At 46.8% G+C, this 18779-nt stretch carries 14 protein-coding genes; 9 read left to right on the top strand and 5 right to left on the bottom strand.

The genetic code is table 11. The features are described 5' to 3' along the window. From aat to B6A14_RS07210, 4 genes are all read left to right on the top strand, one after another. Nucleotides 1-738: a leucyl/phenylalanyl-tRNA--protein transferase gene (gene aat, locus B6A14_RS07225; protein WP_087910313.1), complete on the top strand. Its 738-nt coding sequence runs from the start codon at nucleotides 1-3 to the stop codon at nucleotides 736-738. Beyond that, nucleotides 735-1490 carry an arginyltransferase gene (locus tag B6A14_RS07220; protein ID WP_087909814.1) on the top strand — a complete coding sequence of 252 codons (756 nt, stop codon included), beginning with the start codon at nucleotides 735-737 and terminating at the stop codon, nucleotides 1488-1490. The genes aat and B6A14_RS07220 overlap by 4 nt, the downstream gene beginning before the upstream one ends. Nucleotides 1491-1499: 9 nt before the next feature. After that, nucleotides 1500-2534: a quinone-dependent dihydroorotate dehydrogenase gene (locus B6A14_RS07215; RefSeq protein WP_087909813.1), complete on the top strand. Its 1035-nt coding sequence runs from the start codon at nucleotides 1500-1502 to the stop codon at nucleotides 2532-2534. Nucleotides 2535-2626: 92 nt separating this feature from the next. Next, a complete protein-coding gene (locus tag B6A14_RS07210) occupies nucleotides 2627-3451 on the top strand; it encodes an IclR family transcriptional regulator (protein ID WP_087909812.1) in 825 nt (274 codons plus the stop codon). On the opposite strand, the gene B6A14_RS07205 is transcribed toward B6A14_RS07210, so the two are convergent. Together B6A14_RS07205 and B6A14_RS07200 are read right to left on the bottom strand one after the other, a co-directional pair. After that, nucleotides 3452-4465, bottom strand: a complete 1014-nt coding sequence (locus B6A14_RS07205) for a serine hydrolase (RefSeq protein ID WP_087909811.1) — start codon at nucleotides 4463-4465, stop codon at nucleotides 3452-3454. A 98-nt stretch (nucleotides 4466-4563) separates the two neighbouring features. Further along, nucleotides 4564-5451, bottom strand: coding sequence for a DMT family transporter (locus B6A14_RS07200; RefSeq protein WP_087909810.1), 888 nt, complete (start codon nucleotides 5449-5451; stop codon nucleotides 4564-4566). Nucleotides 5452-5643: 192 nt separating this feature from the next. On the opposite strand from B6A14_RS07200, the gene B6A14_RS07195 reads away from it, so the two are divergent. Then, a complete protein-coding gene (locus tag B6A14_RS07195) occupies nucleotides 5644-6198 on the top strand; it encodes a phasin family protein (RefSeq protein WP_087909809.1) in 555 nt (184 codons plus the stop codon). A gap of 57 nt (nucleotides 6199-6255) precedes the next feature. On the opposite strand, the gene lpdA is transcribed toward B6A14_RS07195, so the two are convergent. Genes lpdA through aceE form a run of 3 tightly spaced genes read right to left on the bottom strand, consistent with a single transcriptional unit; the run spans nucleotide 6256 to nucleotide 12358 of the window. Further along, the gene (gene lpdA, locus B6A14_RS07190) at nucleotides 6256-8034 is read right to left on the bottom strand and encodes a dihydrolipoyl dehydrogenase (RefSeq protein ID WP_087909808.1); all 1779 of its coding nucleotides are present in this window, start codon (nucleotides 8032-8034) and stop codon (nucleotides 6256-6258) included. A gap of 9 nt (nucleotides 8035-8043) precedes the next feature. Then, a complete protein-coding gene (gene aceF / locus B6A14_RS07185; RefSeq protein WP_087909807.1) occupies nucleotides 8044-9648 on the bottom strand; it encodes a dihydrolipoyllysine-residue acetyltransferase in 1605 nt (534 codons plus the stop codon). A 13-nt stretch (nucleotides 9649-9661) separates the two neighbouring features. Further along, nucleotides 9662-12358, bottom strand: coding sequence for a pyruvate dehydrogenase (acetyl-transferring), homodimeric type (gene aceE / locus B6A14_RS07180; RefSeq protein WP_087909806.1), 2697 nt, complete (start codon nucleotides 12356-12358; stop codon nucleotides 9662-9664). 203 nt (nucleotides 12359-12561) lie between these two features. Here aceE and B6A14_RS07175 point away from each other — a divergent pair, with 203 nt between their 5' ends. Genes B6A14_RS07175 through B6A14_RS07160 form a run of 4 tightly spaced genes read left to right on the top strand, consistent with a single transcriptional unit; the run spans nucleotide 12562 to nucleotide 18777 of the window. Then, complete coding sequence (locus B6A14_RS07175; protein WP_087909805.1) at nucleotides 12562-15078, top strand: PAS domain-containing sensor histidine kinase; 2517 nt, start codon at nucleotides 12562-12564, stop codon at nucleotides 15076-15078. Between the two features lie 36 nt (nucleotides 15079-15114). Beyond that, a complete protein-coding gene (locus B6A14_RS07170) occupies nucleotides 15115-15759 on the top strand; it encodes a response regulator transcription factor (RefSeq protein ID WP_087909804.1) in 645 nt (214 codons plus the stop codon). A 20-nt stretch (nucleotides 15760-15779) separates the two neighbouring features. Further along, nucleotides 15780-16634, top strand: a complete 855-nt coding sequence (gene folD, locus B6A14_RS07165; RefSeq protein ID WP_087909803.1) for a bifunctional methylenetetrahydrofolate dehydrogenase/methenyltetrahydrofolate cyclohydrolase FolD — start codon at nucleotides 15780-15782, stop codon at nucleotides 16632-16634. Nucleotides 16635-16653: 19 nt separating this feature from the next. After that, nucleotides 16654-18777 (top strand): M3 family metallopeptidase, encoded by a 2124-nt coding sequence (locus B6A14_RS07160; RefSeq protein WP_087909802.1) that lies wholly within the window; start codon nucleotides 16654-16656, stop codon nucleotides 18775-18777. Nucleotides 18778-18779 lie beyond the last annotated feature (2 nt).

Genomic DNA, 18779 nt, shown 5'->3' with positions numbered 1-18779 from the left:
ATGAGTCAAATTACTTGGCTAGGTCCAAATGATTCCTTTCCAAATCCACTGATCCACCCGGATCCCGATCCTAGCGTTCCTGGGTTGATTGCAGTAAGCGAACGCATTTATCCTGGACAACTTTCTCAGGCATACCAACTCGGTATTTTTCCCTGGTACTCAGATAACCAACCAGTCTTGTGGTGGTCGCCAAATCCCCGTATGGTTCTGAAACCTTCAGAATTTAAATGCAGCGATTCTCTGAAAAAAAGCATTCGTCATTTTTGCCAAGATGCAAATTCAACCATTATGGTTGACGAAGATTTTGGCGCAGTGATCCGCGCCTGCGCGACGAGCGCTCGCAAAGATCAAGATGGCACTTGGATCACCCATGAAATCATGGATGCCTACACCGCATTACATGAACAAGGAAATGCCCATAGTATTGCCGTCACTGAAGATAATCAAATCATTGGCGGTCTTTACTGTGTATCGTTTGGCGGCATGGTTTTTGGAGAATCGATGTTTAGCCGTAAACCAGGGGCCTCTAAGATTGCCTTGGCAGCTTTGAGCGCCTGGTGTGTCCAGAGCGGGCTTGGGATGATTGATTGCCAGCAAGAGACTACTCATCTCCATTCTTTGGGTGCAGCCCCTATTTCTCGGGATGAGTTTTTAGAACAACTGCAAATATCCTTAAACCAAACTAAGATTGAGCTATCTTGGACTTTTGATAAATCGATTTTGACCCACTGGCTATGACAAGGCTCAAAGAACTTCCGCTCACCGCATTGCAGTTTTATGCCACGGCACCCTACCCTTGCTCTTATTTGCCAAATCGAATGGCGCGCTCTCAGGTTGCTACTCCGTCCCATTTAATCCATGCAGACATTTATAGCGAATTGTTGAATGCGGGCTTTCGTCGTAGCGGTCTTTATACCTATCGCCCCTACTGCGATGAATGCAGAGCGTGTATTGCCACTCGCATCTTAGTAAATCAATTCACTCCTTCGCGCAGTCAACGTCGCGCCTGGAAAAAACATATTGGTCTTGAGGTATCGGTTCTCAACTTGGGCTATCAAGACGAGCATTACCAGTTATATCAACGCTACCAGAACGAAAGACATGCTGGTGGTGATATGGATAGCGATGATCAAGATCAATACATGCAGTTCTTACTCCAGAGCCGTGTGAACTCACGTATTGTGGAATTTCGGGATGGCCCGCAGGATCCCCACCCTGGGCGCCTGCGTATGGTCAGCATGATCGACATCCTAGATCAGGGCATTTCTTCGGTTTATACCTTCTTTGATACCTCAGTACATGCCTCTAGCTATGGCGGCTTTAGCATTCTTTGGCAAATTGAGCAGGCAAAAACACTCAGCCTGCCTTACCTCTATCTTGGCTACTACATTAAAGAGAGTGAAAAAATGTCCTATAAAGCCAAGTATCAACCGATGGAAGGCTTGATTGATGATCACTGGCAGCCTTTGACTGAGTTAGCTGGGTCATAATATCTATCCATGATCGATCGTTACTCTTTATTACGCCCTTGGCTCTTTTGTTTAGATCCCGAACAAGCCCACAATCTCACACTCAGTAATTTAGATCGCGCACAACGCTGGGGTTTACTCGAGCGCCTGGTTAGCAAACCGATTGCTGATCCTCACACACTTTGCGGCATTACCTTTCCGAACCGGGTAGGTTTAGCAGCTGGGCTCGATAAAGATGGCAAGCATATTGATGCGCTTGCCGCACTCGGATTTGGTTTTTTAGAAATCGGTACTGTAACCCCTCTCCCACAACCGGGCAATCCAAAGCCTCGCATGTTTAGGCTGACAGAAGCCCAGGCCATCATTAACCGCATGGGCTTTAACAATGATGGTGTTGATGCCTGTGTTGCTCGGGTACGTCGCTCCAAGTTCTGGCAACAAGGTGGCGTTTTGGGAATGAATATTGGCAAGAATGGCAGCACACCCATTGAAGATGCTGCCAGCGATTACATTTTGGGAATGGAGGCTGTTTATGAAATCGCCTCTTACATCACGGTCAATATATCCTCCCCTAACACTCAGAACCTTCGAGCTCTACAAGGCGAAGAGATGTTGCGCTCATTATTGGGCGATCTAGATGAAGCCAGAAAACGTTTGAGCGATCGCTATGGAGTTCACAAACCACTCTTCTTAAAGATTGCGCCTGACTTAGATACTGCCGACATTAATTTAATTGCAGACTTACTCATGGAATTTGGTATCGACGCAATCATTGCTACGAATACAACGATTACTCGTGATGCCGTTCAAGGCATGCAGCATGGTGAAGAAGCTGGTGGATTATCGGGCGCCCCAGTTCGCGCTGCATCTACTCACGTTATCAAAACACTGAAGGCAAGATTAGGCAATAATGTGCCCATCATCGGGGTTGGCGGCATTCTGTCAGGAGCCGATGCTAGAGAAAAAATGATGGCTGGGGCCAGTCTGGTGCAGATATACAGCGGGTTGATTTATCGCGGTCCAGACCTTGTTAATGAGTGCGCTAAAGCCCTGCGACAGCCCTAGAATTACCCCGAAAACTGGGTTTTTCACTCATAGACTCTTAAAATAGCATTTCATAATATGCAATAGCATTTGGAATCGCTACAATAGCGCTCATGAGCACGAATAAGCCTGTCAAAAACGCTAAAAGTACCGGGGAAGTTGGTAAAACAGCTATCCAGGTGGTTGAGCGCATGATGAATCTGCTCGATGCCTTAGCCGAGCAAGAAGAGTCGAGCAGCCTCAAGAATTTAGCCGAGCAAACGAGCCTTCACCCTTCTACAGCTCACCGTATTCTGAATGACATGGTTGCCTGTCGCTTGGTTGAGCGTGGTGATGGTGGCACTTATCGCCTTGGACTAAAGCTCTTAGAGCTTGGCAATTTAGTCAAAGCACGACTCTCTGTTCGTGAAGCAGCACAAGTGCCAATGCGCACCCTACATAAACTCACTGGCGAGACTGTGAATCTATCAGTACGACAAGGTGATGAGATTGTTTACATTGATCGAGCGTATAGCGAGCGCTCTGGTATGCAAGTGGTTCGTGCGATTGGTGGTCGTGCTCCACTCCACCTGACTTCAGTTGGAAAATTATTCTTGTCTAGCGATGATCCAAGCCAAGTGCGTGCCTATGTCACACGCACAGGACTATCTGGACATACTCGCAATAGCATTACCGACTTAGCTAAATTAGAGACTGCTCTTAATCAAGTTCGCAAAGAAGGTAATGCTCGCGATGATGAAGAATTAGAGCTTGGGGTTAGCTGTTTAGCGGCAGCTATTCTGGATGACACTGGTAAATTAGTGGCAGGTTTATCGCTCAGCTCGCCAACAGATCGCATGCAAGCGGACTGGCTCAAAGCCTTACAGGATACCGCTCTCCAGATCTCTAAAGGAATGGGCTACAAGCCCAAATCGAGCGATCCAGGTTCAACTACTTAGTTACATCAAGCGACGTATCGGTTGCGCTCCAGATGGCATTCGCTCATACCAATCACGTACTCGTACCGCATCAGCAAAACGGGATTGAGTGCCGACAGAATCCAAAAAGACTAGCAACAACGGCGTATTATTTACTCTAGCCTGCATTACCAGGCACTTACCTGCCGCGTTAATAAAGCCGGTCTTTTGCAAGCCAATGTTCATATCGCCCGAGCGTACTAAGCGATTGGTGTTTAAGAACTTCTGTGGCCGATTGGCAATCACCATGGTTAAATCCGGCCATATTGAAAACTCACGAATCATTTTGTACTGATAAGCAGCGCCCAGCATACGAGTAAGATCTTCAGCGGAGGCAACGTTCTCGCTCATGAGGCCTGTAGGGTCAGCAAAACGAGAATGATCCATACCCAACTCTCTAGCCTTGCGATTCATTGCATCGACAAATGCCGTAACGCCGCCGGGATAGTTTCTACCTAAGGTATAAGCAGCACGGTTCTCAGAGGACATTAAGGAAAGCAATAATGCCTCCTCTCGTGTCATGACTGTGCCACCAGCGAGCCGGGATTTAGCATAGCTACGCACATCATCTGAATTAATAACGATAGTCTCATCTAAGGGTAGCTTGGCATCCAAAACAACCATTGCAGTCATTAATTTTGTAATCGATGCAATTGGCAAACTCACAGAAGAATTTTTTTCAAAATACACTTCCTTTGTATCTTGATTAACAACCATTGCCACGCTGGATTTGAGACTTAAGTCATCATGCTGACCGCGCAGACCAAGAGCCGTTGCAAATGATGGATGGGCTGGAGCAGCAGGCTCAGATGAACGAGTTACTGCAACCCGAACCGATTTTTGCTTTTTAGCAGCCTTAGTGTTTTTTACTACTACTTTGGTAGTCTTGGTTTGCTTCTCTTTGTCCTTGTTAGCAGCGATTGCTGGCGCATTTATGGCAGCGCCACAGACAAATGCTGCCATCAAGATCAAGGCCCAAAATCGATTCAAACGCATCCCAAAATACCTTCCAAAACTTTCAACATACGGAATGATAATTAATTTCAGGTATCAGCATGGATTTATTCGCCCTATATTGGACGATTAATAACGATTTACTCAGCAATGGTCGCCACCGCATTGGTTCGGCGGGCGTTTACGAGAACCACCCCTGTCATTGTCAAAGCAAGTCCTAGCGCCATCATTAAGGTAAAGGGCTCATCAAATAGAAACCAGGCCATCAGTGCCGTGGTTGGTGGCGTTAGATAAAGAAGGCTAGTCACTTTGGTTGCAGCTCCTTTACGAATCATCATATACAACAGGCTAATTGAGCCGATTGATAAAGGAAAGATTGCCCATAGCATTGCAATAACTACTGGTGTATTCCAAAGCATTACGCCAGATTCAAAGAAATACATACAGAAGAAACAAAGAACCGCAGAAACCCCAAACTGTATCGAAGAGCCCGCTCTTAAATCAAAAACTGGACAATATTTTTTCTGATAAAGCGTTCCAAAAGTGATCGAGAGTAAGGCGATAAAAGCCAACACGTAACTGGTAAACGGAATATAGGCAAAGCTAATTTTTGTCATGACGACTAAAGCCACGCCAGCAAATCCAAATCCTAAGCCAAGCCATTGACGCGGCGTAACCTGCTCCGATATCCACGCAGCAAACCAAGCGGTCAAAATAGGTTGCAAACCAACGATGATGGCTACCAAACCCGCAGTCATGCCCAGGCGTACAGCGAGCCAAACGCCCATTAAATAGCCGAACTGTAGCAAGATGCCAGCAACGGCAATATGCTTTATTTGCGGCCAACTTGGCCAAGTAATACGCCAGATCAAGCTGAGGGCACCCATGGCTACTAGAACCCCGGCGCAACGCCAAAATAAGAATGTCGCTGGCTCCACATAGGGCATTGCCAGTCTTGCAATCACAAAGCCTGTACTCCAAATCAGCACAAATATCGGTGCAATTGCGTTATCTAGGCTGAGCTTCATGGATCACTTTTGAGTTGAATCATTGATTTTAGGCTTATTTACCACCCCCTCCTAATAAGCGGGCGGCACTCTTAAGAAATGATTCTTCATGCTGCGATGCAATATTTGTACAGTAAAATGGTGCAAGAGGGATTAGAGTTAGACATCAGCGAAAAAACAAATAAAGCGTGAGCACACGCGAAAGGGATTGAAATGAACCTAACACCAGAACAATTAGCTGCAGCACAAAAAGCCAATTTAGAGACTTTGAGTAGCCTCACAAATCAAGCGCTCCAAAGCATTGAAAAATTAGTTGAGCTCAATATGCATATTGCAAAACAAAGCTTGAGTGACAGCATGACTAGCGCCAAGAAAGCATTAGAAGTAAAAGATATTCAACAGCTCCTCGCTCATCAAGCTGAAGCAGTTCAGCCAATGGCCGAAAAGATCATGGCCTATAGTCGTCATTTATATGATTTGGCTCATGAAACCCAAAACAACTTCACCAAGTCTGCTGAAAAAGAATTTCAGGCGGGTCAACAAAAGATCAATGCTTTAGTTGAAGAGTGGACTAAAAATGCCCCGGTGGGTTCCGATGCTGCTGTGCAAGCAATGAAGCAAGCCATTGCCTCCGCTAACAATGTATATGAAACTAGCCAAAAAGCTGTGAAGCATGCAGTCAATGTTGCGCAGACTAATCTCAATAGTGCTACTGACACCGTCATGAAAGCTGCTGAGACTGCCAGCAAAGCAACCAAGAAGAAATAAAGCGCTGCTCTAATGCAAAAGCCCCGAATATTCGGGGCTTTTTCTTTTGAAGCTTGGTTAAGCCTTCTTCTTCACCGGTGGTAAATCAGTGCAATGGCCATGTGCCGCTTCTGCAGCAAGGCCTACAGACTCGCCTAAGGTTGGGTGCGGATGAATAGTCTTGCCGATATCAACAGCATCAGCGCCCATCTCAATCGCTAAGCAAACCTCACCAATTAAATCGCCAGCATGAGTGCCAACAATGCCACCACCAATAATGCGATGGGTAGCTGCATCAAAGATGAGCTTTGTAAATCCTTCATCACGACCATTAGCAATCGCCCGTCCACTCGCAGCCCACGGGAATAGTCCTTTTTCATAAGCGATGCCTTGTGCTTTGCACTGCTCTTCTGTTAAACCAGCCCAAGCCACTTCTGGATCGGTATAAGCAACCGATGGAATTTGCTTCGCATCAAAGTAAGACTTCTCGCCGAATGCCGCCTCGGCAGCAACGTGACCTTCATGCACTGCCTTATGGGCCAACATGGGCTGACCAACAATATCGCCAATGGCAAAGATGTTTTGTACATTGGTACGCATTTGTTTATCAACCGAAATAAAGCCACGCTCATCGACTTGAACACCCGCTTTACCGGCATCGATCTTTTTACCATTAGGAGTGCGGCCAACTGCAACCAAAACTAAGTCATAAGTTTGTGGTTCTGCAGGCGCGTTTTCACCTTCGAAGCTCACTTGAATACCATCAGGCTTCACCTCAGCCTTAGAGGCGCGCGTCTTGAGCATGATTTTTTCAAAACGTCCGGCATTGAACTTCTCCCAGACCTTTTCGAGATCACGATCAGCCCCAGCCATCAGGCCATCCATCATCTCAGCAATATCAATGCGTGAGCCAAGCGTGCTGTAAACCGTCGCCATCTCTAAACCAATGATCCCGCCACCAATGACAAGCATTCTTTTTGGAATACTCTTCAGCAGCAAGGCACCAGTGCTATCGACAATTCGTGGATCTTCTGGCAAGAAAGGCAATTTCACTGGCTGACTGCCAGCAGCAATAATTGCCTTCTGAAAACGCACCACTTCTTTTTGACCTGTGAGGTCTTGTCCGGTACCGCTCGTCATTTCTACTTCGACGTGATGTGCATCCAAGAAGCGCCCTAGGCCACGCACTGTTTTGACCTTGCGTGCTTTTGCCATGCCAGCTAAACCACCAGTTAACTTTGCAATGACAGAATCTTTGTAGCCGCGCAATTGATCGATTTCGATCTTTGGTGCACCAAAGGTAATGCCATGCTTAGACATTGTCTTGACTTCATCCATAACAGACGTAGTGTGCAGCAATGCTTTCGATGGAATACAACCGACGTTTAGACATACACCACCTAAAGTGGAGTAACGCTCAACTAGTACAGTATTCATACCCAAGTCAGCACTGCGGAACGCAGCGCTATAGCCGCCAGGGCCGGCACCTAATACCAATACGTCGCACTCGTGATCTACTTTGCCGCTATATTGACCAGCTACTGGAGCTGGCGCCTTTACTGCCGGAACTGCTGACACTGGAATAGCAGTTGGGGCTGGGGTTGCAGGCTGAGCTGCAGCACTTGCTTCAATCTCAGCAATCGCAGAACCCTTACTGACTTTGTCACCAAGCTTTACGGCAATACTAGTAATTGTTCCAGCCGCATCTGCCGGAACTTCCATGGTTGCTTTATCAGACTCAAGTACCAATAAAGGCTGCTCTTTTTCTACAACATCACCAACCTTCACTAGCACTTCAATTACTGGCACATCGGAGTAATCGCCAATATCTGGCACGAGGATCATTTGCTTAGCCATAGATCCTCCTTACAGCGTAGCACGACGGAAGTCGGCTAGCAGTTGGGCAATGTACAAATTGAAACGGGTAGCCAATGCACCATCAATCACGCGGTGATCTGCAGAAAGCGACAGTGGGCAGATCAGACGTGGCACAAATTGCTTGCCATCCCATACTGGTTTCATAGCGGCTTTACTTACCCCCAAGATTGCCACCTCGGGAGCATTCACGATTGGTGAGAAGTAAGTTCCACCAATGCCACCTAATGAGGAAATCGTGAAACTCGCACCCTGCATTTGATCTGGCTTGAGCTTGCCGTCACGCGCCAAGGCTGCTAATTCAGAAGTTTCCTGGGCGATTTCGAAAATACCCTTCTTATCCACATCCTTAATCACGGGCACCACTAAACCGGTTGGCGTATCCGCTGCAAAACCAATGTTGAAGTATTTTTTCAGAATCAAATCGTCACCATCTAGTGAGCTATTGAACTCCGGATGCTTCTTCAAAGCCGCTACGGCAGCCTTCATTAAGAAAGCAAGCATCGTAATCTTGACGCCCTTCTTCTCATTGTCTTTATTTGTCTGCACACGGAATGCTTCCAAGTCAGTGATATCTGCATCTTCGTGATACGTAACCGCTGGAATCATGACCCAGTTACGACCAAGATTAGCTGCAGTCAGTTTCTTAATACGATTCAATGGCTGACGCTCAATCTCACCAAACTTCGTGAAATCGACTTTTGGCCAAGGAATCAAATTGAGGCCGCCTAAGCTTCCACCACTTGACGCTGCTGCAGGACTCCCAGCGCCACCACTCATGGCCGCTTTTACAAAAGCTTGTACGTCTGCTTGTGTAATGCGTCCCTTGAGACCAGAGCCTTTGACCTGACCGATAGTGACACCCAGTTCACGCGCAAATTTACGCACCGACGGACTAGCATGACTCAAGCTTGGATCTACGGCTGGCGCAGCATTGGAAACTGGAGGAGGCGCTGGAGCACGCGCAATGGGAGGCTCTACTGCCGCTGGCTTTGCTATTGGCGCTGGCGCTGGTGCAGCTGTCGGAGCCGCTACAGTTCCAGATACTCCGCTTTCCAGAATCAATACAACTGATCCTTCAGAGAGGCTGTCTCCAACCTTCACTTTAACTTCCTTTACAACACCAGAGTGTGATGAAGGCACGTCCATTGTGGCTTTATCAGACTCAAGCACAACAATCGATTGCTCTTTCTCAATCTTGTCACCAGCTTTGACCAAGACCTCGATGACCGGAACATCTTTGTAGTCACCAATATCTGGGACTTTAATTTCAATTGATGCACCGGCTGCATTTGAGGATGATGTTGCGGCTGGACTAGCCTGAATAGGAGCGGAGGCTGGTGCAACTGCAGCAGCACCCTCTTCCAAGGTGATCACTACAGACCCCTGAGAAAGGTTGTCACCAATCTTGACTTTAACTTCCTTCACAACACCAGAGTGGGATGAAGGAACGTCCATCGTGGCTTTATCAGACTCAAGCACAACGATCGATTGTTCTTTCTCAATCTTGTCGCCTGGTTTAACCAATACCTCAATGACTGGTACATCTTTATAGTCGCCGATGTCCGGAACTTTGATTTCAATAATTTGACTCATGAATTAATCTCGTTTAAACCGTCATCGGGTTTGGTTTAGTAGTATCGATGCCATATTTCTGAATGGCTTCAGCAAGTTTTTGACGATCCATCTGGCCTGCATCCACCAAAGATCTCAAGGCAGTTAACACTACCCAACGACGATCAACCTCAAAGAAGTCACGGAGATTTTCACGGGTATCAGAACGACCGAAACCATCCGTACCTAACACCTCATAACGACGACCCATGTGCTGGATCGCTGGACGAATCTGCTCTGCAAACAAACGAACATAATCCGTTGCTGCAACGATTGGGCCAGAAGTATCTTTTAAGCACTTCTCTACATGAGAAAGCGCTGGTACTGCTGTTGGGTTCAATAGGTTAGCGCGGTGCACTGAATTCCAATCACGCCCTAATTCAGTAAAGCTTGGGCAACCCCACAAATCAGAAGCAACGCCCCAATCTTTTTGGAGCATTTCTGCTGCTTCAATCACTTCACGGAAGATGGTTCCAGAACCGAGTAATTGGACACGCAACTTAGCGTTGCTATCGCCAACAGACTTGAGCTTATACATGCCTTTGATAATGTCATTTTCAGCGCCCTTCGGCATTGCTGGATGAGCATAGTTTTCATTCATCAAAGTAACGTAGTAATACACGTCTTCCTGAACTTCTAACATACGGCGCATACCATCTTGAATCACGACCGCCAATTCAAATGAGAAGGTAGGGTCATAGCTGATACAGTTCGGAATTGCTCCGCTCCACAGATGGCTATGGCCATCTTCGTGTTGCAAGCCCTCGCCGTTCAGAGTAGTTCTGCCTGCAGTGCCGCCCAATAGGAAGCCGCGGCTACGCATATCCCCTGCTGCCCAGGCTAAGTCACCAATACGCTGGAAACCAAACATCGAGTAGAAGATGTAGAAAGGCAACATTGGCACACCATGAGTGGAGTATGAAGTTGCAGCTGCAATCCAGTCGCACATACCACCCGCTTCATTAATACCTTCTTGCAGAATCTGGCCAGTCTTATCCTCTTTGTAGAACATCAATTGATCATGATCTTCTGGGGTATAGAGCTGACCTAGTTGATTCCAGATACCCAACTGGCGGAACATCCCTTCCATACCAAAGGTACGGGACTCATCTGGAACAATGGGAACGACACGTTTACCTAAAACTTTATCGCGCACAACAGTATTTAGCATGCGCACAAATGCCATGGTTGTCGAAATCTCACGACCTTCTGCAGTTGCCTCAAGCATTGGAGCAAATACATCCAGCGCAGGAACAGGCAAGCTTTCTGCCTTGGTACGACGCTGTGGCAAATAACCACCCAATTCTTGACGGCGTGCCTTCATGTATTCCAACTCAGGACTACCTTCAGCAAACTTCACCAAGGGCATATCGTCTAGATCCTCGTCTTTTACGGGAATCTCGAAACGATCACGGAAGCGACGCACGTCATCATCATTCATCTTCTTAGCTTGGTGAGCAATATTCATCGCCTCACCTGAACCGCCCATACCGTGACCCTTAATGGTGTGAGCCAAGATTACCGTTGGTTGATTCTTGTGATTGACCGCTGCATGAAATGCTGCATAGACTTTATGAGGATCATGGCCGCCACGATTCAGTTGCCAAATCTCGTCATCACTCCAGTCGCTTACTAAAGCTTTCAACTCTGGCGTGTTAAAAACTATCTCACGAACATAGCCGCCATGCTTGGACTTCATTGTCTGGTACTGACCATCGACAATCTCGCCAAGGCGTTGCATCAAAATACCTTTTTTATCACGGGCAAATAGCGCATCCCACTGACCACCCCAAACGACTTTGATCACATTCCAGCCTGCTCCACGGAATTCGCTTTCGAGCTCTTGAATGATGCTGCCGTTACCGCGCACTGGTCCATCTAGACGCTGCAAGTTACAGTTCACAACAAAAATGAGGTTGTCCAACTTCTCACGGCCAGCCATACCAATGGCACCCAAAGATTCTGGTTCGTCGGTTTCGCCATCACCCAAGAATGCCCAGACTTTACGCCCCTCACTCTTAATGAAGCCGCGGTCTTGCATATAGCGCATGAAGCGTGCTTGATAAATCGCCATGATCGGGCCTAAGCCCATAGACACCGTTGGGAACTGCCAAAAATCTGGCATCAACCATGGATGTGGGTAACTAGAAATACCTTTACCGCCAACTTCTTGACGGAAATTATTAAGTTGCTCATCTGAGAGTCGACCCAACATATAGGCACGTGCATAAACTCCTGGAGCAGAGTGCCCTTGTACAAAAATCAGATCGCCACCGTGCTCAGTTGATGGTGCATGCCAAAAATGGTTGTAGCCTACGTCGTATAGAGTAGCTGCAGACTGGAAAGAGGAAATATGTCCACCAACATTGGTGTCTTTGTTTGCGCGCAGTACCATCGCCATCGCATTCCAGCGAGTGTATGAGCGAATACGATGCTCAATATTCTGGTCACCCGGTAAACGCGCTTGGCCTTCAACTGGAATCGTATTGATATAAGGCGTCTCTGCATGGAAAGGCTGAACAACCCCGTTCACCCGTGCGTGAGAAATTTGTTGGTCAATTAGAAAGGCAGCGCGTTCTGGACCTTCGTTATGAATAACGCCATCAAGCGCCTGCAACCATTCTTGAGTCTCGCCCGGATCTACGTCCTGCGCGTTCTGTTTACCCAACACCTGCTCTGGAACTGCGGCCATAACTTGTCTCCATTAAATACTTCACTGAGTTATTCACTTTATAGGCAATATTTTAGGAAGGTATATGAGTGTAAACAAGCAATTTCCCACATAATGATAATATTTCTCATAATGTGGTATTTTGTTGCGCTGCAAATAAGATCTTGAATTGACACAAGAAAAGCCATTTTCAGGCGCGCATTAAGGCAAAATAGGCCTCATTCATGAAATTTACGGCTTTTTTGAGCTTGCTCCTCAGTCCATTCAAATGGCTCCGAAAAATACGGGGCTTTAGGCTCGTATACACCCCTTTAATTGCTATCGTCATTTTTACGGCCGTCATGGGCGTCATTTTGGGGACATTGCAATTACAAGACAAGAATCAGCAAGAGTCAGCACTATTTAGGGAGCTCTCATTTGCTAAGCAACGAATCCAATTGCGCTTTGCGAATAATCTGGATGCCTTCATCAGCATTAATCGCGAACTTGCCGCCAATGAAGATCAGGAGAGACTAAAAAGGCTGGCTTACGAACAAGCTGATGATCTAGTTTTAAATAACCATGAGATTGTCAAAATTGTATGGATCAATGCAAAAAATCAGAGGCAATGGACAGCGCCACTAAGTAACAATAAAACAGATTGGATCGCTAGAACTCAGAACGACGAGTTAGCTAATGAAGGACTTTCTACCGCAATCGAATTAAGTAGAAGCACCAGCAGAGCATCATTTAGCCAATTCATTAACTTGAATTTTCCAAGCAATGAACCCTTAGCAAGAGAAAGAAAAACTGTATTTTGGCAAGTCGTTCCTAATATGGTCGGCGGAGAAATTATTGGGTTTTTAGCAGCCCTCTATACCACTCAAGGTATTTTGGATGTTGTGCCAGGAGAGCTTAAGGCTTATTACCGCTTTACTCTTTTAACTGATAACGAGAGAGTGCTCTCCATCTCCTCTGATCGAGACACTCCTAAGAGGGCATTTAGTAATCAAACCAGTTTGGATATTGGCGTCCTGAGCCCTAACCTCACGTTACGAATTGACACCTATCCACCACCCACTAATCTCACATTCAGAATGTTGATTGGTGTAGTACTTGGATTGTGCGCCTTCGTAATTTGGAGTCTGTGGTCTGTCTTAAAGCAGATGCAAGTCCGTCAAGAAGCAGAAGCAAGCCTAAGAACCGAAACCAGCTTTCGTAATGCCATGGAAAACTCTACCCCAGTTGGCATACGCGCACATGATATGCAAAAGCGCATCACTTATGTCAACCGAGCATTTTGCGAGATGACGGGCTGGTCAGCAAAAGAACTGATTGGCCTCACCCCGCCATTCCCCTTCTGGCCTGACTCTAGACGTGATGAGCTGGTTGAGAAGATGAATCGCGCCCTCAAATCTGAGGTGATCGCAAAAACAGGGATTGAGGGTGTGATTTTGCGTAGTGATGGCTCCTTAATCCAAACGCGTACTTTCATTGCCCCCTTAATTAATGAAAAGGGCAAACAATCAGGTTGGGTCACCTCCTTAATTGATATTTCCGAGCCAAAGAAGATTCGTGAAGAACTTGCTGCCTCTCAAGAGCGCTTTGTAACCGTACTAGAGGGGTTGGATGCTGCCGTATCAGTAGTGGACTTGGAAAATGACAAACTTTTATTTGCCAATCGCTTCTATAAAGAAAATTTTGGGGATGATTCCAAAGGCCACTTCAAATTAGCGGGTAGTGACAATAATCTTGAAACACTGCACGATGTTGCTGAAGATTTACAAGATTCACCTCCGGGCATTCCAACTGCTTTCCTATATCAAGAGTCAGAGTCAGAAGAAATTCAATTGGATGACGGTAGCAATAAATGGTTTGAGGTACGCCGTCGCTTCATCCCTTGGGTGGACGGTCACTTAGCTCAACTCTTGATTGCTACTGACATCACGATGCGCAAGGAGGCGGATGATTTAGCACGTCAGCAGGAAGAACGTATGCAATTTACAAGTCGACTCACTACCATGGGTGAAATGGCGTCCTCTCTCGCGCATGAATTAAATCAACCGCTGTCTGCAATTTCCAATTACTGTATGGGTATCGCCAAACGCCTAGAGGGTAGTCTCGATCCATCCATGAGTAAAGATATCCTGCCTGCGCTAGAAAAAGCCTCTGATCAAGCGCACCGAGCTGGCACCATCATTCAGCGTATTCGTGGATTTGTGAAACGCAGCGAGCCTCAACGCAAATATTCCAATATCTCTGAGATCATTAACGATGCGGTTGGTCTTGTGGAAATTGAGGCGAATCGTCATCGCTTGAGCATTTCTTCTAATATTGCCAATAATTTGCCTGAGATCAATTTAGACCCAGTGCTGATCTTGCAAGTTCTAGTCAATCTCTTGAAAAATGGCTTAGACAGCGTGCGGGAGGCCTACCCTCTCTCTTCCCGCTGGTCAGCCGCACCGGTCAATATCAGCGCGGACTTAGATACCAGTACCTTCCCAGCCATGATACGCATTCAAGTCACGGATACTGGGGGTGGTATCGCCGAATCCGTCATGGAACGCATGTTTGAACCATTTTTTAGCACCAAAACGGATGGAATGGGCATGGGGCTCAATATTTGCCGCTCCATTATCGAATCCCACCACGGGCGCCTTTGGGCATCCAATACCATGGACTCGGAACGGACCAAGCTGGCCGGCTGCACCTTTACAATACTCTTACCCCTAGAATCTCCTGATTCAAAGGAAAATGAATAGATATCCTATTTTTAGATTTACCTTGCGAGACCCAATATGAACTTAGCTGCTGCCAAACCAAACCAAGCCGAAGTTGTTTACGTCGTCGATGATGATGAGGCTGTGCGTGATTCACTCACTTGGCTTTTAGAGAGCAATGGTTATGTAGTGCGTTGTCATGCAAGCGCCGAGCGCTTCTTGCAATCTTTACAAAGCACCGATAAATCAACTATTTCTTGCGCTATTTTGGATGTGCGTATGCCCGGCATGTCAGGCCTCGAACTGCAAGAACGCTTAATTAGCGAAAACCTCCCAATGCCAGTTGCTTTTATTACTGGCCATGGTGATGTCTCGATGGCAGTCTCCACAATGAAACGTGGTGCAGTCGATTTCATTGAAAAACCATTTAAAGAAAACGATCTCTGCGGCCTAGTAGATCGTATGCTTGCTAAAGCAAGGGTAGATTACTCACAAGCGAGCCAACGCAAAATTACCCATAGTTTGCTCAGCAAGCTCACTGGTCGTGAGCGTCAAGTATTGGAGCGCATTGTTGCTGGTCGCTTAAACAAACAGATCGCAGATGATCTTGGCATCTCTATTAAGACTGTAGAAGCCCACCGCGCCAATATTATGGAGAAGCTCAACGTCAATACCGTTGCAGATCTGCTCCGCTTGGCTTTATCTGATCCGCAACCTAATTAACCCCAATTAATACACTCGCAATGCCAGCACAATTACTAGACGGTAACGCCCTCTCTAAAAAACTACGTACTGAAATAGCTGCTCGAGGTGCGATTGTTACCGCCAAAGGAGTTCGCCCTGGACTAGCAGTCATCGTCGTTGGTGAAAATCCTGCCAGCCAAGTATATGTTCGCAATAAAGTAAAAGCATGTGAGGATGTTGGCTTTCATTCTGTTTTAGAGCGCTACTCTGCAGAGTTGGGCGAAGAAGAATTACTGGCTCGAATTGCCACCCTCAATGCTGACCCATCGATTCATGGCATCTTGGTGCAATTGCCACTGCCAGAACATATTGCTGCTGAGCGTGTGCTTGAAGCGATTGCCCCTGAAAAAGATGTGGATGGTTTCCACGTAGCCAACGCTGGTGCCTTGATGGTCGGCCAACCAGAATTCAAGCCCTGCACTCCTTATGGCTGCATGAAGATTTTAGAAAGTATTGATTACCCTATTCGGGGTGCTCGTGCTGTCATCGTTGGTGCCTCTAATATTGTCGGTAAACCGATGGCGATGCTCCTCCTGCAAGCGGGAGCCACTGTCACTATCTGCAATAGTAAAACCCGCGATCTAGCTCATCACACCAAAGATGCCGATATCCTTGTAGTTGCCACTGGTAAGCCTAAGATGATTTCAGGCGATATGGTGAAAAATGGTGCTGTTGTGATTGACGTAGGCATCAACCGTATGCCGGATGGCAAGCTCTGCGGGGATGTCGATTTTGATGCCGCTAAATATATCGCCGGCTGGATTACTCCTGTACCAGGTGGTGTTGGACCTATGACTATCACCATGTTGCTCATGAATACTTTAGAAGCAGCAGAAAAAGCAGCCAAGCCTTAGATCCATTAAGCTAGAGGGTATGACTACAGCCCTCTTTACCCTACCTGCCGCATTACAACATAATCCGCTCCTGACTTTTGGTCGTGGCATTGCCCCGTACTCTCAAGTAAAGCCCGAGCACATTGCTCCTGCAATTCAATTCTTACTCAAGCATGCACAGGATGCTGTAGATACTGCGACTGATCCTAAGACCCCATCGAGCTGGGATCAATTAGCAGAGCCTCTAGAAGATGCTACCGAAGCGCTCGGAAGATCTTGGGGCGTTATCTCCCATCTCAATAGCGTGGCTGATACCCCAGAGTTGCGTACCGCCTATGGAGAGATGTTGCCAGAGGTTACCGCATTCTTTTCTAGTCTTGGACAAAACTTAGCGCTCTATAAGAAATTTAAAGAACTCAAAAATAGTCCTGATTTTGCAAAGCTCAATCGTGCTCAGAAAAAAGTGATTGAAAACTCCTTGCGCGATTTTCGTTTGGGTGGCGCAGAATTAAGTGATGCTGATAAACCACGCTTCTCTGCCATTCAGGATGAACAAGCTGTTCTAGGCAAAGCCTTCTCGGATCATGTTTTAGATGCGACCGATGGCTTTGTTCATCTAGTAAGCGATAAAACTGATCTTGCTGGCATGCCTGATGATGCTATTGCTGCTGCGGCAGATACTGCTCAGCAAAAGGGTCTGCAAGGCTGGGCTTTTACCCTGCACTTTCCCTCTTACTATCCCGTGATGCAGTATTCCGAGAATCGAGCGCTGCGTCGCCTCATGTATCAAGCTTATGTCACGCGCTCCTCAGAGTTAGCACCACAATATGGCAAAGGCAAGCTTGATTGGGATAACACTCACAATATGTTGGATCAATTGCGTCTGCGCGATGAAGAGGCGCGTATGCTGGGTTTTGCAAACTATGCAGCCTTGAGTTTGGCGCCGAAGATGGCCAATACTGTTGATGAGGTAGATCTCTTCCTGACAAACTTTGCAATTAAATCAAAACCGTTTGCCCAGAAAGATTGGCAAGAGTTGTGTGAGTATGCAAAAGCAGAGCTAGGATTTACAGATGGACTTGAGCCATGGGATATTCCATTTGCTGCTGAACGTTTAAAGCAGGCACGTTACTCATTCTCCGAAAATGAACTCAAGCAATACTTTCCATTACCCAAAGTCTTAGATGGCTTATTCCAAGTTATTCAGACATTATTTGGCGTCAAGATTGAAGCTGCAGACTTGCCGACTTGGCATGCTGATGTGCAATCCTTTGCTGTTAAAGACCAGGCTGGAAAAATACGGGCTTATTTCTACCTAGACCCCTATGCTCGTCCCGGCAAGCGCGGCGGAGCTTGGATGGATGATGCCCGTGGCCGCAGAGAGTTGCCTAATGGAGAAATCCAGGTACCAGTAGCTTATCTCGTCTGTAACTTTGCTCCACCAGTGAAGGTGGATGGAGTGTTACGCCAACCGACCATTACTCATGATGATGTCATTACCCTCTTTCATGAAAGTGGCCATGGTTTACATCACCTCCTGACACAAGTGAGTGCTTTGGGTGTATCTGGCATCAATGGTGTTGAGTGGGATGCTGTCGAGCTACCAAGTCAGTTCATGGAAAACTTCTGCTGGGAATGGGAAGTGCTCGAGAAAATGACAGCACATGCAGAAACTGGTAAACCATTACCACGAGAACTCTTTGACAAAATTCTTGCTGCTAAGAACTTCCAAAATGGTTTAGCAACCCTACGTCAAATCGTAATGTCATTAACAGATTGGCGTTTGCATTCTAGCTTTGATGTAAAGGACGCTAAAGGACATGCAGTGCTCGATGTTTCTAGAAATATCGCCGATGAGTACAACATCATTCCGCAGCCCGAGATCTCTCGCTGGATTAATTCTTTCAGTCACATTTTTGCTGGCGGCTATGCTGCTGGTTACTACAGCTATAAATGGGCTGAGGTACTTTCTGCTGATGCTTACTCTGCCTTTGAGGAAGCTGCAAAGCTGACTGGCAGCGTTTTGGACGCCAAGACTGGCACGCGTTACCGTGAAGAAATCCTGGAAGTGGGTGGCAGTCGCCCTGCCGCTGAATCCTTTAAAGCCTTCCGTGGCAGAGAGCCCAGTATTGATGCCCTGCTTCGCCATGGTGGCTTATCCTAATC

The sequence above is a fragment of the Polynucleobacter hirudinilacicola genome, assembly GCF_002192535.1.
GTDB lineage: Bacteria > Pseudomonadota > Gammaproteobacteria > Burkholderiales > Burkholderiaceae > Polynucleobacter > Polynucleobacter hirudinilacicola.
This window is presented reverse-complemented; position numbering and strand designations above follow the sequence as displayed.

Coding starts and splice junctions, on each gene's coding strand:
- aat (WP_087910313.1), top strand. CDS start 1: ATGAGTCAAATTACTTGGCTAGGTCCAAATGATTCCTTTCCAAATCCA.
- B6A14_RS07220 (WP_087909814.1), top strand. CDS start 735: ATGACAAGGCTCAAAGAACTTCCGCTCACCGCATTGCAGTTTTATGCC.
- B6A14_RS07215 (WP_087909813.1), top strand. CDS start 1,500: ATGATCGATCGTTACTCTTTATTACGCCCTTGGCTCTTTTGTTTAGAT.
- B6A14_RS07210 (WP_087909812.1), top strand. CDS start 2,627: ATGAGCACGAATAAGCCTGTCAAAAACGCTAAAAGTACCGGGGAAGTT.
- B6A14_RS07205 (WP_087909811.1), bottom strand. CDS start 4,465: ATGCGTTTGAATCGATTTTGGGCCTTGATCTTGATGGCAGCATTTGTC.
- B6A14_RS07200 (WP_087909810.1), bottom strand. CDS start 5,451: ATGAAGCTCAGCCTAGATAACGCAATTGCACCGATATTTGTGCTGATT.
- B6A14_RS07195 (WP_087909809.1), top strand. CDS start 5,644: ATGAACCTAACACCAGAACAATTAGCTGCAGCACAAAAAGCCAATTTA.
- lpdA (WP_087909808.1), bottom strand. CDS start 8,034: ATGGCTAAGCAAATGATCCTCGTGCCAGATATTGGCGATTACTCCGAT.
- aceF (WP_087909807.1), bottom strand. CDS start 9,648: ATGAGTCAAATTATTGAAATCAAAGTTCCGGACATCGGCGACTATAAA.
- aceE (WP_087909806.1), bottom strand. CDS start 12,358: ATGGCCGCAGTTCCAGAGCAGGTGTTGGGTAAACAGAACGCGCAGGAC.
- B6A14_RS07175 (WP_087909805.1), top strand. CDS start 12,562: ATGAAATTTACGGCTTTTTTGAGCTTGCTCCTCAGTCCATTCAAATGG.
- B6A14_RS07170 (WP_087909804.1), top strand. CDS start 15,115: ATGAACTTAGCTGCTGCCAAACCAAACCAAGCCGAAGTTGTTTACGTC.
- folD (WP_087909803.1), top strand. CDS start 15,780: ATGCCAGCACAATTACTAGACGGTAACGCCCTCTCTAAAAAACTACGT.
- B6A14_RS07160 (WP_087909802.1), top strand. CDS start 16,654: ATGACTACAGCCCTCTTTACCCTACCTGCCGCATTACAACATAATCCG.